The 15,226-nt window shown below is 58.5% G+C and carries 11 protein-coding genes and 2 pseudogenes; 6 read left to right on the plus strand and 7 right to left on the minus strand.

The features are described from left to right. Positions 1 to 82 precede the first annotated feature (82 nt). From IE089_RS11670 to IE089_RS11690, 5 genes are all read right to left on the minus strand, one after another. Positions 83 to 760: an outer membrane beta-barrel protein gene (locus IE089_RS11670; RefSeq protein ID WP_189477984.1), complete on the minus strand. Its 678-nt coding sequence runs from the start codon at positions 758 to 760 to the stop codon at positions 83 to 85. A gap of 30 nt (positions 761 to 790) precedes the next feature. Beyond that, positions 791 to 1,630, minus strand: a complete 840-nt coding sequence (gene pbpG / locus IE089_RS11675; protein WP_189477985.1) for a D-alanyl-D-alanine endopeptidase — start codon at positions 1,628 to 1,630, stop codon at positions 791 to 793. Positions 1,631 to 1,746: 116 nt separating this feature from the next. After that, positions 1,747 to 2,751 (minus strand): NAD(P)H-dependent glycerol-3-phosphate dehydrogenase, encoded by a 1,005-nt coding sequence (locus tag IE089_RS11680; protein WP_189477986.1) that lies wholly within the window; start codon positions 2,749 to 2,751, stop codon positions 1,747 to 1,749. 15 nt (positions 2,752 to 2,766) lie between these two features. Further along, on the minus strand, positions 2,767 to 5,127 hold the full coding sequence (locus tag IE089_RS11685) for a glycerol-3-phosphate 1-O-acyltransferase (RefSeq protein WP_189477987.1): 2,361 nt from the start codon (positions 5,125 to 5,127) through the stop codon (positions 2,767 to 2,769). Next, complete coding sequence (locus IE089_RS11690; protein WP_189477988.1) at positions 5,127 to 6,836, minus strand: HAD-IB family hydrolase; 1,710 nt, start codon at positions 6,834 to 6,836, stop codon at positions 5,127 to 5,129. Before IE089_RS11690 ends, IE089_RS11685 begins: the two co-directional genes overlap by 1 nt. A 493-nt stretch (positions 6,837 to 7,329) precedes the next feature. On the opposite strand from IE089_RS11690, the gene IE089_RS11695 reads away from it, so the two are divergent. Continuing rightward, positions 7,330 to 8,346: an SDR family NAD(P)-dependent oxidoreductase gene (locus tag IE089_RS11695; protein WP_189477989.1), complete on the plus strand. Its 1,017-nt coding sequence runs from the start codon at positions 7,330 to 7,332 to the stop codon at positions 8,344 to 8,346. Positions 8,347 to 8,375: 29 nt separating this feature from the next. Here the strand turns inward: IE089_RS11695 and IE089_RS15860 are convergent. Next, a pseudogene (locus IE089_RS15860) lies at positions 8,376 to 8,489 on the minus strand (class I SAM-dependent methyltransferase); the annotation flags it as partial. Between the two features lie 170 nt (positions 8,490 to 8,659). On the opposite strand from IE089_RS15860, the gene IE089_RS11700 reads away from it, so the two are divergent. The 5 genes and pseudogenes from IE089_RS11700 to hmuQ all read left to right on the plus strand — a co-directional run bounded on the left by IE089_RS11700 (position 8,660) and on the right by hmuQ (position 13,821). Next, a complete protein-coding gene (locus tag IE089_RS11700) occupies positions 8,660 to 10,783 on the plus strand; it encodes a TonB-dependent hemoglobin/transferrin/lactoferrin family receptor (protein WP_189477990.1) in 2,124 nt (707 codons plus the stop codon). A 101-nt stretch (positions 10,784 to 10,884) separates the two neighbouring features. Continuing rightward, positions 10,885 to 11,691, plus strand: a complete 807-nt coding sequence (locus IE089_RS11705) for a heme/hemin ABC transporter substrate-binding protein (RefSeq protein WP_189477991.1) — start codon at positions 10,885 to 10,887, stop codon at positions 11,689 to 11,691. Next, complete coding sequence (locus IE089_RS11710; RefSeq protein WP_189477992.1) at positions 11,669 to 12,721, plus strand: FecCD family ABC transporter permease; 1,053 nt, start codon at positions 11,669 to 11,671, stop codon at positions 12,719 to 12,721. The genes IE089_RS11705 and IE089_RS11710 overlap by 23 nt, the downstream gene beginning before the upstream one ends. Positions 12,722 to 12,780: 59 nt before the next feature. Next, a pseudogene (locus IE089_RS11715) lies at positions 12,781 to 13,494 on the plus strand (ATP-binding cassette domain-containing protein); the annotation flags it as partial. A gap of 18 nt (positions 13,495 to 13,512) precedes the next feature. Next, positions 13,513 to 13,821 (plus strand): heme-degrading protein HmuQ, encoded by a 309-nt coding sequence (gene hmuQ / locus IE089_RS11720; RefSeq protein WP_189477994.1) that lies wholly within the window; start codon positions 13,513 to 13,515, stop codon positions 13,819 to 13,821. A gap of 3 nt (positions 13,822 to 13,824) precedes the next feature. Here the strand turns inward: hmuQ and IE089_RS11725 are convergent, their stop codons facing one another. Continuing rightward, a complete protein-coding gene (locus IE089_RS11725; protein ID WP_189477995.1) occupies positions 13,825 to 15,201 on the minus strand; it encodes a class II fumarate hydratase in 1,377 nt (458 codons plus the stop codon). Between the last annotated feature and the right edge of the window lie 25 nt (positions 15,202 to 15,226).

Consider the following 15,226-nt stretch of genomic DNA (forward strand, 5'->3'; position numbering starts at 1 on the left):
AAAATGGGGCGATTGGAAAGCTTACGCGTGTAGGACCGCTTCGGTGTCGATGAAGCGATACCCGGGCATGCACAACGCGGGGTTACAGGGGGACTGTGTAACTCAGGAATACGGATGGCCCTTCAATGTCGATATCGCCGATGCCGTCATCGAATTCCAGGGAGGTGCTGATGTAGCGAATACCCAGGCCTACCGATTGCTCGCCTTTGATCTCGAGGTCGATACCGGCTCGGGCGTAGTAGCCAAAACCGAAGTCGGAGCTGTCGGAAAACTCGGGGGTGTCATCTGCACCCTGAATGTCCTCGTCCTCTACCGACACTTTCCCGTAGGTGACCATGGGGCCAGCGGCGGCATAGGCGGTGACGGACTCGCCCAGGCGCCCGCGTACGTAGCCACCCAGGTGTAACTCGCCGAAGAAAAACGCATTGTCCACGTCGATCGCGATGACAGCGCCATTGCTGCCGCCGATGCTTCCGGCAACGCGCGTACCGCTGCTTTTCCACGCCACGCTGCCGCCGGGATTGATGCCCCAGGCCAGGCGCTCGCCGCCATAGCGATACTCGCCTTCAATGCCGCCGATGGGCAGTGTCGGGAATTCAATATCCAGTGGCTCACCTGCACCGTCGATGGCGTCGCCCTTTTGGTCGTCCAGCTTCAGACCGCCGAGATTGGCGCTGATCAGCCGGTCATAATCGGCAGCCGCGCCTGCACTGAACGCGGCGGTGGCAAGCAGGGTGATGAATCGTTTTTGCAGGCTCATGACGGTCTCTGGTGATTAATTCGTGACGGACTAGCTGTTGGCCAGCATCCACTTGCGCAATCGGTTGGAATCGCCGAAAGGCGTGAGTTTGCCAAAGGAGTTAAGCAGCACAATGGAGACTTCCTCCCCTTCGATATTCGCCTGCATCACCAGGCAGCGACCGGCCTCGTTGATATAGCCGGTTTTCGACAGGCCGATATCCCAGCTGGCGTTTTTCAGCAGCCGGTTGGTATTGCCGTAAGCCAGAGGGCCGCGTGAGCTGTAAGGGCGGACTTCCTGGCGGCGCGTAGTGGTTGCCTGGCGGATCAGGGGATAACCGCCGGCGGCGGACACCATCAGGGCGAGGTCGGCAGCGGTGGAAACGTTGTCCACTTTCAGGCCGGCCGGATCGGCAAACCAGGTGTCAGTCATACCGATGGTGCGCGCCTTTTGGTTCATGGCCACGATGAACGCATCCATACCACCGGGGAAGGTACGTCCCAGAGCGGTGGCGGCACGATTTTCCGAGGACATCAGGGCCAGCAGAATGAGCTCGCGGCGGCTGAGTTTGGCGCCGTACTCCAGGCGTGAACCCGTGAGCTTGATCATGTCGCGGTCGGCTTTGGTGATGGTGATCTTCTCATCCAGATCCAGCTGGGCATCCAGGATGACCATGGCTGTCATGAGCTTAGTAATAGAGGCAATAGGCCGCACGCTGTAGGGGTCTTTGCCGTAAATCACGTCGCCGTCCGCATCCAGCACCATGGCACTCGCAGAGCGAAGGCCGGGGTTGCCGGCCAGGTTGCTGAATTTGGAAACTGCGAAGCCCGCTTGGGCGAACAGCAGGGCGGTGACAAAGGCGCCCAGCCTGAGGATGTGTTGCGATCGCATGATGATGTTAGCCCCGAAGCCCAAATACCTCGCGCCGGGCCCCTTCCCGGCGCTGGGGGTATTGTGCAATAGCTCGCGAATGGGGGCCAGTCGATTCGGCAGCCCCTGTGCGTGGATCAGCCGGGTTCTGACTCGGCGCCGGCGGTGACACGCAGTAAGCCCCGGTAGGCACCCCGGGCATTAGTCTGGCCGCTGACCACGCGGTAGACATCGCTGGCAATGGGCATCTCTACGCCGTACTCTTCGGCCAGCGCCATGACTGCAGGTGCGCTTTTTGCCCCTTCGGCCACCATCACCATATCGTCAATGATTTCCTGCATCGCCCGGCCCTTGCCCAGCTCAATACCCACGTGGCGGTTGCGGCTCTGGGGGCTGGTGCAGGTGGCGATCATGTCGCCCATGCCGGCTAATCCTGCGAAAGTTTCGGGCTTGCCGCCCATCGCCACACCGAGTCGCGTGACTTCAGCCAGGCCACGGGTGATGAGCGCTGCCCGGGTATTGTCGCCAGCGCCTTGGCCGTCGCCCATGCCGACGGCAATGGCAATGATGTTTTTCAACACGCCACCAAGTTCGCAGCCGATCACGTCGGTATTGGTGTAAACCCGGAACAAGCCGCTTTTAAACACGTTCTGCAATTCTTTGACGATGATTTCATCTTCCATGGCGATCACGGACGCGGCCGCCTGACCCGCCATTATCTCCCGCGCGAGGTTGGGCCCCGTGAGCACGCCCACCGGGTGTCCCGGTAGCACCTCGTTGATGATCTCGGTCATGCGCATGCGGGTATCCAGCTCCAGCCCCTTGGTGAGGCTGATCACCGGCACCCAGGCCCGAATGTGCTGCTTTACCTCCAACAGCACCTCGCGAAAACTCTGCGAGGGGATGCCCATCACCACGACATCCGCGTCGGCCACAGTCTCCTCGATGCTGGTGCTGGCAACTAGCGATTCCGGAAGCATGGCATCAGGCAGGTAGGTGGTGTTGCTATGGTTGGTGTTGATCTCCGCTACGGTATCGGCGTTCCTGGCCCACAGTGTTACTGGTACGTTTCTGCACATCAGTGCAGCCACTGTCGTACCCCATGAACCGCCGCCCAATAGTCCCGCTTTTAACTGTTTCATGACTCTCCGTTCTTGTTAGCGGAAGGCGCCGCGACTGGCGACACCGATGGCGCGAATGACTTCGATGCGCCGCAATACATCGCGTATCTCCAGAGCCACTGCGGTTCGCTGTTCCTTGAGGGTATCTGCGCCACCCTCGGTCAACTGGCGATGCTGCAGCATCTGGAATCCGTTCTTGTAAAGCAGCTTGCCGATAGAGCTCTCGCTGCTGATACGTCGTTGCAGGAATGCCTGTCTGCCGAGTTTCAGCGCCTCGTCGATGCACTCCTGTTGCTCCAACGACTCCCAAGACTCTTTGCGGGCCAGTAAATCGGCCACCACCACGTAGGCTTCGGCATAGGTCAGCAGAGCGACGTGGGAAACCAGCGGTACCATGGAAGCCAGCAATGCCTGGAAGCCGATGGTGCCCTGCGTTAGTAAGTCTTCCCAGTCGGTGCCGTAACGATCCAGTTCATCGCGAATTTCCTGGTGGAAAGTCTCTGTAGGTGAGTAGAAGAACTCAAACTTGAACAGGTCTCGCAGGTGTTCGACCTCGGCCCAGAATGCCTCCACTGCGGCTGGCCCTTCCTGCTCGCTGGCCTTGAGTGCCGCCAGCTCAATAATCGCCTTGTTCACAAAGAAGTGAATAATGGTGTTGCGGTAGTAGCTCGCCATGGGGTGTTGTTCCATGGCGATGCCGTAGACAGTCTCGGGCCCCTCGTTATAGCGCGTAATCACGCCCTCGTCGATCATGATGCCCAGCAGGCCGTCCATTTGCTCGGCATAGGCTCTGTCGAAATCCTTGGAGATGCGCACGTTTCTCGATTCCGCCCAGGCCAGCAGCGCGTCAAGGTCTTCAACCACTTCCTCCTCGGTGAGTGCGCGCGGTGCGGCGCCCAGCAAGACCATGGTCAGCAGCGACGGGAAGGTAATCGGTGTAACACGGTTGGCCTCCACCGCGACCTCGAAGGCAATTTTCGACAGGGCCAGGCTGTCGTCGGGTTCAGGCGCCCGATCGAGTACAACGGGTTCACCCACGTCCATGTAGACCTTGCCCATGGGGCGGGCAAGACTGCGCACGTAGCCCACGAACCACCGCAGTGACTCTGGCCCCTTGCCGCGCCCGGTCTGTTCGGTGGCGTACTCTTCCACGTCCCGGATCAGGTCATAGTTGATGGAAATGGGAACAATATGAATCTGGCGCGCGTCGGTCGCGTGACAGGCCTCCAGCACATATTTCAACAAGCCGTACTTGGGCGGCATCAGCTTACCCATGCGTGAACGCGTTCCTTCAAAGGACCAGTTCATGGGGAAGCGCTTCTCCATCAGGTAACCTATGTAATGGCGCAGGGTAATCTTGTAGAGCTCATTGTCCTGGAAGCTGCGCTTGATGAAGATGCCGCCGGAGCGATGCACCAGAAAGCCCAGCCCGGGGAAGTTCAGGTTGGCGCCACCAAACATATGCGGCATGGGGAAGTCGTTGTCGTAGAGCACCTTGGGCACGACCATCCCGTCCAGGTAGGTTTTGTGTGTCCAGAGCAGCATTGAGGGGTGGTCGCGCACAACCTTGCGCAGGTTCTCTACAGATTGCTGATCGTAGACCAGCTCGCTCTCGTAGCCCAATCCCAGACAGAAGTTGTTGAACTTGGCCCACACGTCCAGCCAGAAGGTGCTGGGAATGGAGATCAGCTCCTTCATGTACTCGGAGGCAGTTTTCAGCAGCTCGGTTTTGCTCTTGCCTTCCTCCGCTGATAGTGCATCCAGTGCCTCATTGTAGGCGCGGTTGGCCTTGAGGCTTTCGGCCACGTAGCGGGGCACTTTATAGCGGCCGCCTTGCAGCCTTCGCTCGGCGATATCCAGGACAATCGCCGCCTGACGCGCAACAAACTTGGCAAAGGATTCTCGGGCTTCGTCGGTGCTGATGCCGTACTTGTGTTCGTAACGCCCGCTCAAGTTACCCAGCGTATCCGGCGCACCCACCAGCAATTGCATGCGGCTGGGGAAGCGGTTAATGATCTTCTGGCCTTTCTTGGGGCCTGGGCGTCGCGGGTCGCCGAGCAGAAAGTCCCGAATACGGGGCCCCGAGTTGATTGAAGATTCACTGGGCAGCCAGGCGATTCGCAGGGGTGCGATAACCGCGTCGTCAGGGAGGTCCATGCCCAGTCGGTCCAGCAGAGCGCTGCTGTCGATGCCCTTGCGGTCGTCGCCAAGGTCTATGGCCAGCATGTGCTGCTGAACGGCACTGTGCTCGCCCCGATGGTGCGCTACCCACTGTGTCAGTAGCTCCTCTTCGAAGCTATTACTGGCATCGAGAAGGAACAACACATTCTCATTGGGGCTGTCGGGCCAGGGGTCGACCTGAAATTTGGGTCGCAGATTCGTATTTTGCACCTGCATTAACTACCGCTGCGCAACTTGGGTTTAACTTTGGCGGCCGATTTGGCTGGCGTTCTGCGGGCTTTCGTCGCGGCAGACTTTTTAGGCGACGCTTTCTTGGCGGCAGGCTTTTTCACCGCTGCCTTTTTCGCCGGTGACTTCGCCTTGGCCGGCTTTGTCGATTTGGTCTTCGCTGTGGTCTTGGTCTTGGTCTTGGTCTTGGTCTTGGTCTTCGCTTTGGCTTTTGTCTTGGTCTTTGCCGCTGCCTGTGGTTTGCGCCCGCTGCTGCGGGGCTCTGGCTCCAGCGGTTGGCCCAGCGCCTCCAGGAAGAGGTTGCGTACTTCGCGTACGTGGTCGTCTATGGTGTCTGTCTGCCACTGACTGGTGTCCACCGGCTCCAGTACTTCGACATCTACAGTGGCGGGCCTGAACACAAAGTCGCCCTTGGGCGCCACGTCGCCCGCATTGCGAATAACCACGGGGATCATGGGAACGCCAGCCTGCATCGCTAAGTGGAACGCGCCTTTTTTGAAGCGCGACAGCCGTGGCGAAATCGAGCGCGTGCCCTCTGGCGCAAGGGCAACCGACTTGCCTTCCTTGTGCATGGCTTCCACCAGCGGTGCCATGGCCTGTATTGCGCTTGCACTGTTGGCGCGATCAATCATCACCACGCCTCCCAGCTCAAGCACCTTGCCGATGACCGGCATCTTGCGGATCTCCTGCTTGCCTACCCCGGCCATGTCCCGGCGCACCAGCTGCGCCATGATGACGACATCGGCCTTGCTCTGGTGGTTGAAAACAAAGACGGCGGGGCGGTGCGACCACAGATGCTCTTCACCCTTCACGTTGAGGTTTAAGCCAATCAGTGCGCTGGCGGTATCGGCGAACAGCGACAGTGAGAAGTTCAGGGAGTCCCGGCGAGAGCCCGTGAGGGCGTAAATCGGTAGACCTGCGGCAAAGGTGGGCACCAAACTGACGGTGGCAGCGATGGAGCGCACAAACTGCCCGACAGTGGGTCGCCCACGGCTGCCAAAGTTGGCGACCGGCCAACCGCGATCCCGGGCCAGAGCACGCAGCTTGCTGCTGGGGTTCAGCGCCCGTGGCAGGCCAACCCGTTCCAGCAGTAATTGGTCATCAGTGCTGTCGGAATAAAAGAAGCTCTCGTCCAGATTGGCTTTGTACTTCTTGGCCAGGGCTTTTGCGGCATCGACCTTACCCTGCCCGAAGCAGGTGGGCCGGTTAACCTGGCCGGTAAACTGCCCGTCGGCCACTTCCAGTGTTGTGCACAGCACATGGGGAATGTTGAGATCTTTCGCAGCGGGCTCCACCTGATAGGGCGTCGCCGAGGAAATAATGGCAACCGTATGGCCTTTGGCCAGATGGGCATCAACCAGCGCTCGCGACTCGGGATAGACGAGGCGGGCTATTTGGCGTTGATACAACTCCTCGCCTATTTCTTCGTAGGTTTGCTCCTCGATACCGCGCATGAATTGCGCATTGATCGCCATCATGCCGGAGAAGCCCATATTGCCCAGCCCGAAGTTGGTCATGGCTGACATCAGCTCCACGAACTCTCGCGGCGACAGATCGCCACGGCGCAGCTGCTCGCGGATAAACACTGTGGCAGAGAAACCCGCGATCAGGGTGCCATCAAAGTCGAAGATGGCCGCAATGCCCGGTCCGTCTGGTGAATCCGCAATGCTCTGTAGCAGGTCGTCCACGCTTGCCATGTCTTTTCTCGGTCCCCAAAGCTGTTCTGGTACGGCGCAATACGCCAGCAAAGAGAGAGAGAATAGCGCAATACTCGCGCATGTGTGTTGGCAAAATGTGTGAAAGCCAGCACAGGATTTGCAGGCCAAAAAAAAAGCGCCGTGGCGGTGCCACAGCGCAGCAGGGGTAGATGCTTGTTGTTGTATTCCGGGTGCAGGAATTAACCGATGGGATTTCGGTCCACGCCCCCTGGCCGGTAACCATTGTTCAGGCGCTAGATGCCTGCCCCTCAATCGTGAACAACGCGCCGCAGGCTCCATCCCCATGAGAGACCAGCGGGCGCGCCACAGCTCCAGTATAGAAAGCACTGTTGTGCAAACAAGAAATAACGTCATGATATTTAAATCTTTCTATTAATAACCAATGGTTATTTCATGGTTGAGCAGAAAATACAGGTCGGCACCGATGGCGCGCCTGTCCTACACTGCCGGTTCAGGTATTGGGAGAGCAGGCATGGGCATCAACAGACGACAGTTCTTAGCAGCGGGTTCAGCAGCCGCGGGCCTTTCACTCACTGGCTGTGGGGGCGATGAGGCGGAGGTCACCATCGATACGGCACTCCCGGTAGGTCCCTACGGCAAGGACTCCACCGGTGAGGAGGTGACAGCAGGCATGGATCTGTCCGGCAGGGTGGTTCTTGTTACCGGCTGTAATTCCGGGCTGGGTCTGGAGACCATGCGTGTATTAGCCCTGCGGGGCGCCCATGTGCTGGGCACCGGACGCACCCTGGAGAAAGCGGCGGCCGCCTGCGCCTCGGTGGAGGGCAAGGCCACGCCGCTGGCGCTGGAGTTATCGGACTTCCAGTCGGCCGTAGACTGCGCCGCTGCGGTGGCAGAGCTGGGGGTGGTGCCCGATACGGTGGTATTAAACGCCGGCATCAATACCTTTGGTGAGCTTGAGCTGGTCAATGGCATTGAGAAAATCTTCGTCGTCAATGTGCTCGGCCATTTCGTGCTCATTAATCACTTGCTCCCCATGATGCGATCTCTACCGCAGGGGAGGCTGGTGCACGTCAGCAGTCGCTCCGGCTACCGCCAGGCGCCTGCTGTGGGTATCGACTTCGACAACCTCAGGGGCGAGGGGGTATTCGATTCCGGGGAGGCCTACGGGCGCTCCAAGCTCGCCAATGCGCTGGTTTCGCTGGAACTGGCCAAGCGGCTCGAGGGCACGGGCATTACCTCCAATGCCATACACCCCGGGTTGGTCCAAACTAATATCGCCCGCACGGCACCCGCCTTGCTCCGTGGCGCGTTCGAACTATTTGGTGGTGTGATCGCCAAGTCGCCGGCACAGGGTGCCGCTACACAAGTGTATGTAGCCACCGCGCCCGCGTTGGCCGAGGTGTCGGGTGCGTATTTTGAGGATTGCAATCCGGTGCAGGTGGTGGGGCCAAATCACATGACGGATGCTGCGATGGCAGCACGGTTGTGGGAAGAGGCCGAATCGATGACCCGGCCCTTTCTGATCTAGGCGCGGGACCCGAAAGCCCCGCGTTTCACTCACTGTGCCTTGCGGAACAGCAGGGTCATGCGGTCTGACTCACCAATCGCTTTCATGGCTTCCCGTTTTTCGGGATCCTCCGCACTGCCGTTCAGGCTGGGCGGCAGGCGCCAGCGCTAACCTTCGATCACAGCGGCGGTGCACTGCACTGCAGATGGCTGCCCTGACCGACTTGCACCTTTGGCTGGCAATACCAGTCTGTCCATCTGGTACCGATGACTTGTTTATAGTATTGAGAATCATTATCATTACAATTATCAAATAGAAGTTCTTCGGAGTTACCATGTATTCACGAACCCGCACTGCGGTGCTTGTCGCCGCGGTGGCGCAAGCGAGCCTTGCTTTGGCGCAACCCGGCAATGAAGACCCTCAGCCGCGTCTGGAAGAGGTCACCGTCTATGGCACCAGCAACGCAACCAGTCTGTTCGAATACCCCGGGCAGGTGTCGGTCATAGACCGCGATGCTATTGATAATATTGTGCCTTCCACCATGTCTGATTTGCTGCGCGACGTGCCCAGCGTCGAGTTTTCGGGTGGGCCCCGGCGCACCGGCGAATCACCCGCTATTAGGGGGCGGGGCGGCGACAATGTACTGATATTGATCGATGGCGCGCGGCAGTCGTTTTCGTCGGCTCATGACGGCCGCTTCTTCGTTGAGCCAGAGTTGCTGCGCTCAGCGGAGGTTGTTAGAGGTCCTGCGTCCAGCTTGTATGGCAGCGGCGCAGTGGGCGGTGTAATGGCCTTCGAGACGCTGGACGCGGCGGACCTGTTGCGCGGTGATAGTGGTTTTGGCGGTCGTTTTCGTGCCGGTTATCAGGACGTCAATGAAGAGACCAACCTGGGCGCCACGTTGTATTACAAGGAGGGTGGTCTCGATCTTTTGGGCAGCTACAGTTGGCGCGACTCCGGAGATATTGAGCTCGGGTCTGGCGATACCCTTGGCAGTGACGACGATATCGACAGCGCATTACTCAAAGGTTCGTATGCCGTATCAGACTCATTGGAACTGGAGGCGTCATACACTCTGTTCCGTAACACGGCGCTCGAGCCAAACAATGGGCAAGGTATCAATGAGGGTGACCCCGCAGACCCCGGCACCCTGGTGGACAAAGACATCGATGCTGACTCGTACAGTCTCACCGCCCGGTTTGCACCGGAAACACCGTGGGTAGACTCTACGCTGACGCTTTACCGGTCTGAAACTGCTGTCGACGAGGCAGAGATTGGGACTTCCCGGCGGGTACTTCGCGATATTGACACGGACGGCGTAACTTTCAGAAACGCCTCGCGCTTGGACAGTGATAACAATCACAGGCTCACGATTGGCGGTGATTGGTACAACGACGCTCAGAAGGGCCGGGACAATGCCGCTGATGATGGACTGCGCGGCGGTGTGCCTAATGGCGATTCGGACTTTCTGGGCGTATTTGTTCAACTGGAGTCTTCGTTCCAGCGTCCACTAGGCCTTCCTGGTGAACTGCTAATTATCCCGGCTGTGCGCTATGACAGTTATGAAAGCGAGGCCGATGACCTCGATTCTGAGGATGTCGATGATGATGCCGTTTCGCCGCGGCTGGCGATGAGCTATGGGCCCGTCGATTGGTTCCGTGGTTTCGCCAGCTATGCGGAGGGCTTTCGGGCGCCTTCGGTCAATGAAACCTTCCTAAGTGGCACTCACTTTAGTTTGCCCCATCCGGTTCTTGGACCGCCCGTATTCATCACCAATGAATTTGTTCCCAACCCGGACCTGTCTGCAGAGACCTCGGAGTCGATCGAACTGGGCTTTGCGTTGGATTTTGCGGATGTAGTATCAAGCGGTGATCAGGTCTCTCTGAAAACTTCTTATTACAGAAGTGATATCGAAGACCTGATCGACCTCTCCGTGGACTTTGCCTTCGACCGTACGTGTTTTGCCCCTCCATTCGCACCCTGCTCGGCGGGCACCAGTTTCAGCCAAAACATCGCGAGCGCTGAGATTGATGGTTATGAGTTAGAGGCCAGGTATGACAGCGAGCGCTTCCTGGCGGTGATGGCATACAGTTCTATCGATGGGGAAAACAATGACAGTGGTGCTGACCTGGGCGTTCTCACTCCAGATCGTGTGAACGTCGATCTGCGCTGGCGATTGCCTGCGTGGGATGCCGCCCTGGGTTCACGCATTCAGTACGCTGATAGCTTTTCCAGAGTGGCCGAGGGCCCAACCGGTGATCTCGAAACGATTGAGCGTCGTGGCAGCTATACCTTGGTCGATCTCTATGCAACTTGGCAGCCCAGCTTTATGCCCGGGTGGCGCATTGATGCAGGGGTCAATAATGTAGCGGATGAAGATTATGAGCGCGTATTTGAGGGCGTGAGCGAACCCGGGCGCAACCTGCGCCTCGCGCTCACGTGGCAGGCCGACTTTTGATGCAGCGCATCGGTGTTGCGCGGAGACTGTTACCAAGCGTTGCAATTTTTGCGAGCCTGCTGTGTTTGTGGTCGCCGGCGCATGCCAACGATTGCAAGCCTGTGGCAGACAGCTCGAGAATCTCTGTTGCGGGCGGCTCCATCACGGAGATATTGTTTGAGCTTGGCGTCAGCGAACGGATCGTGGGTGTGGATCGCACATCTAACTACCCGGCGGAGGCGCGCGAGCTTCCTCAGTTGGGCTACGTCAGAAACTTGTCAGCTGAGGGTATGCTCTCTTTGGCACCTACCCTGGTGCTTGGCGAGCATGACATGGGCCCTCCCAACGTGCTGGAGCAACTCAGCCGCGTGGGGGTGCCCATCGTGGCCGTGCCCGAGCGCTTTGACCGTAGTGGCATAGTGGCGAAAGTTCGCTGCGTAGGCGACGTGGTTGCCGAGGCGGATCGCGCCCGGGCAATCATCAATGCGCTGCCCCAAGCGCCAGTACCGTCTGGTGCGCCTGAGCGGGGCTTGGTTATCCTGAACATGGAAGAAGGCGCACCCATAGCGGCGGGCGCAGACACCTCGGGGCACGGGTTTCTTGCACTGGCAGGTGTTGAGAACGTCTTGGATTTCGAGGGCTGGAAGCCCGTATCAGCGGAAGCGCTTGCCGCTGCTAAACCGGACATTATCGTCATTACTGAGCGCGGCTTGAAATCTGCAGGTGGCATCGACCGACTGCTTGCGCACCCTGCACTAGCGAGTACGCCTGCGGCTGGGAGTCGCGCCGTGCTCTCGTTGGACGGTATGGCGATGCTCGGCTTCGGGCTGAGAACCGTAACAGCGGCGCAGGAGCTGCGCACCTACCTCGATGAGATGAATAGCGCGATGCAGGTACCGGTGAGTCATGACGCCAACGGCAGAGACTGAAAACGCCGAGCGCCTAACGCCTACCAGCAAGTCTTCCGAATACCAACGTCTGTTGTGGCTGGTTTCAGGGCTAGCTGCTGCCTGCCTGCTGGCTATCTCCAGTGGCGCACTGGAGATTCCTATCATCTCGGCGGTGCTGGGCCGTGAATCGCTCTCGGAGCTGCAGCAAAGGGTGCTCTGGGATATACGCCTACCGCGTGTGGTTCTCGCTGCATTCGTGGGGGCGGCGCTCGCAATGACGGGAGCCGCGCTACAGGGCCTGTTCCGTAACCCGCTGGCAGAACCCCAGTTAATCGGGGTTTCCGGTGGTGCAGCTCTGGGCGCTGTGGCGATGATAGTGCTCAGCGATCAGCTTTCAATGCCCAATATTCTTCGCCCCTACGCGCTACCGTGTGCAGCGTTCGCAGGGGCTGCAGCAGTGACCTCAAGCCTTTATTGGTTTGCTTCTGGTCGACGCGCTGATCAGGGGGTCGGTGTGCTGCTTTTGGTGGGTATCGCTATTAATGCAATCAGCAGCGTGGGTATCGGCGCCTTCACTTACCTGAGCGATGACGGGCAACTGCGTACCCTGACGTTCTGGACGCTGGGATCCTTCGGTGGCGCCAGTTGGTCCAAGGCGCTCCCAGCTATAGTGCTGATTGCTCTAGCCACAGCCGTTTTGGGCACGACGGCAAGACGACTGGATCAACTCCAGCTGGGCGAGGTAGCAGCGCAGCATGCCGGTGTTGATGTGAACCAGTTGAAGCGCCGTATTGTGTTTGCAGGTGCAGCGGCGGTGGGTGCCGGTGTCGCCGTATCAGGCATTATCGGATTTGTCGGTCTCGTTGTGCCGCACCTGGTCAGGCTGTTGATCAGTGTGAAGCATCGGTACCTGCTACCCGGGTGTGCAGTATTTGGTGCAGCACTGGCGGTGCTTGCCGACCTGGGTTCGCGAACGCTTGTAAGTCCTGCGGAGCTTCCCGTTGGCCTTATTACCAGCGCAATAGGCGCGCCGTTCTTCCTCTGGTTGATCACGAGGGTTCGCCGATGAGTCTCTGCGTTAGCGGCATTACGATTCATCGCAATGGCAATACCTTGCTCAGCGATGCGAGCCTGGCAGTTGTCCCGGGTGAGGTGCTGGTTGTGCTGGGACCCAATGGTGCGGGTAAGTCGACACTGCTGCGGGCTCTCGCGGGAGATATTCGGCCCAGTGTTGGCAGCGCTACTCTCAATGGGGTTTGTCTCAGCGCGATTAGCGTCAGTGAGCAGGCCGAGCACCGTGCCGTCGTTAGTGAGGCTGCGACGATGGCCTTTGACTACACGGTGCGCGATGTTGTCGAACTGGGTTGGCCCGAGCGCCTTGTGGATCGCAGCTGGATCACGCAGGCGCTGGCCGAAGTTCTGGCGCAATCCAATACAGCGTCCCTGGCTGGCCGCATCTTCAATACGCTTTCCAGTGGCGAGCAGCAACGAGTCATGTACGCCCGAGGCTTATTGCAGGTCTGGCGTCCACCAGGCAGCGACTCGGTCCGCTACCTATTGCTCGATGAGCCCACATCTAATCTCGATGTGAAGTGTTCAATCGCACTGATGGAGTCAGTGCGACGAGGGGCAGCATCGGGCCTCGGCGTTGTCGCGGTGCTGCATGACTTAAACCTCGCCGCACGCTTCGCGGACCGCATCCTCTTGTTGAACAGGGGTCACGTTGCCGGCGAAGGCGTCACGGCCAATGTCATGACAGCCGACCTACTCAGCCATGTTTATGAAACCGACATACTGGTTGAACATCATCACCGATTGAATCGTCTGATAATCCTTATTTGAAAACGCGGAGTTAGTAGTATGTTTTTAGCAATGAACCGGTTCCAGATCGCCAAGGGCTTTGAGAGCGGCTTCGAGGCTGTGTGGAGACAACGGGAATCTTACCTCAGCGAAGTCCCCGGTTTTGTTTCTTTCGCGCTGCTGAAAGGCCCCGAGCGGGACGACCATGTGCTTTATGCCTCGCATACCCAGTGGCAGTCTCGGCAAGCATTTGATGCCTGGGTCGACTCAGATCATTTCCGCAAAGCGCATGCGCAGGCGAGTACACCCAAGGGTACTTATCTCGGTCATCCAGAGTTAGAGACTTTTGAGGCGGTCCTTCAGGAGTAGCCCTCAGTCTGGTGATCCCGTCAGTCCTGCCGGATCAAGCAGCTGTGCGAGCTCTGCGCGGCTGATAGCGGTTTCACGTACTGCCACATCGATGATGGCCAAGCCTTCGCTGTAAGCCAGCTTCGCAATTCTGGCAGCTTCTGCGTATCCAATAATCGGGTTTAGCGCAGTCACCAGGATAGGGTTTCGCGTCAGTGCTGACTCAAGAGAAGCTCCGTTAACTTTGAAGGTAGCAATGGCGCGATCTGCCAGTATGGGTAGAACGCCGGCCATACTCTCTATCGAGGACAGCAGGTTATGTGCGATGAGTGGGAGCATGACGTTCAACTCAAAGTTGCCGGATTGCCCCGCTACTGTGATGGCGGCGTCGTTGCCGACCACTTGGGCAGATACCATGGCCGCCGCCTCCGGAATGACTGGATTGACCTTGCCGGGCATGATGGATGAGCCGGGTTGCAGCGCCTCGAGCTCAATTTCGGAGAACCCAGCCAGCGGGCCAGAGTTCATCCAACGCAGATCATTGCTGATTTTCATGACAGTAGTTGCCAGGGCTTTCAATGCGCCGGATAACGCCACAGAGACATCTTGTGCGCCAATTCGCGTAAACGGATTTGCAGCGACAGTGAACGGCAAGTCGGTCATTGCAGCCAGTCGGTAACAAAATGCCTGGGCAAAGTCGTCGCTGGCATTGACCCCCGTTCCTACTGCTGTTCCACCCTGGGCCAGGGCAAGCAGCTCCGGCATAAGGTTTTCCAGGCGCAGGCTTGCCGCCGCCAGTTGATCAGCCCAGGCGATTAGCGGCTGGCTTAGTCTGACAGGCATGGCATCCATGAGGTGCGTCCTGCCCGTCTTGATGTGATGATGAACGAGCGTCGCTTTTTCGCGAATAGAAGACTCCAGATGAGCAATAGCGGGTAACAGATCTCGCGTTAGCGCGATGGCAGCGCTAACGTGAATGCAGGTGGGTATGACATCGTTACTGCTCTGCGCGCAGTTCACATGATCATTGGGACTCACATCCAGGCCGCAAATCATGGCAGCACTGGTTGCGAGCACCTCGTTTGCGTTCATATTTGTGCTGGTGCCCGATCCGGTCTGGTAGACGTCAACGGGGAAGTGACGCATCAGGCCGGGGTCTGCCAAAAGTGCCTTGGCGGCTTCCTGAATAGCTTCGCCAATCTCCGCGGGAATGGACTTGAGTGCAATGTTGCTATGGGCAGCCGCGGATTTTACGACTAGCAAAGCTCGTATGAATGGCTCAGGTAAACTCGATCCGCTGATGGGGAAGTTTTCAACCGCCCGCTGAGTCTGCGCGCCATAGAGTGCATCTGCTGGTACTTGCACGGTGCCCAAGCTGTCGGATTCCTGGCGTGTCGTCATGGTGCGATACCTCTCTTTTGGCGAA

The organism is Parahalioglobus pacificus (genome assembly GCF_014652275.1).
Lineage (GTDB): Bacteria > Pseudomonadota > Gammaproteobacteria > Pseudomonadales > Halieaceae > Parahalioglobus > Parahalioglobus pacificus.

What these genes read in the sequence shown, in the direction of transcription:
- hmuQ (WP_189477994.1), top strand. Translation starts at nt 13,513, where the DNA reads ATGTTTTTAGCAATGAACCGGTTCCAGATCGCCAAGGGCTTTGAGAGC.
- IE089_RS11680 (WP_189477986.1), bottom strand. Translation starts at nt 2,751, where the DNA reads ATGAAACAGTTAAAAGCGGGACTATTGGGCGGCGGTTCATGGGGTACG.
- IE089_RS11685 (WP_189477987.1), bottom strand. Translation starts at nt 5,127, where the DNA reads ATGCAGGTGCAAAATACGAATCTGCGACCCAAATTTCAGGTCGACCCC.
- pbpG (WP_189477985.1), bottom strand. Translation starts at nt 1,630, where the DNA reads ATGCGATCGCAACACATCCTCAGGCTGGGCGCCTTTGTCACCGCCCTG.
- IE089_RS11670 (WP_189477984.1), bottom strand. Translation starts at nt 760, where the DNA reads ATGAGCCTGCAAAAACGATTCATCACCCTGCTTGCCACCGCCGCGTTC.
- IE089_RS11725 (WP_189477995.1), bottom strand. Translation starts at nt 15,201, where the DNA reads ATGACGACACGCCAGGAATCCGACAGCTTGGGCACCGTGCAAGTACCA.
- IE089_RS11700 (WP_189477990.1), top strand. Translation starts at nt 8,660, where the DNA reads ATGTATTCACGAACCCGCACTGCGGTGCTTGTCGCCGCGGTGGCGCAA.
- IE089_RS11695 (WP_189477989.1), top strand. Translation starts at nt 7,330, where the DNA reads ATGGGCATCAACAGACGACAGTTCTTAGCAGCGGGTTCAGCAGCCGCG.
- IE089_RS11690 (WP_189477988.1), bottom strand. Translation starts at nt 6,836, where the DNA reads ATGGCAAGCGTGGACGACCTGCTACAGAGCATTGCGGATTCACCAGAC.
- IE089_RS11710 (WP_189477992.1), top strand. Translation starts at nt 11,669, where the DNA reads ATGACGCCAACGGCAGAGACTGAAAACGCCGAGCGCCTAACGCCTACC.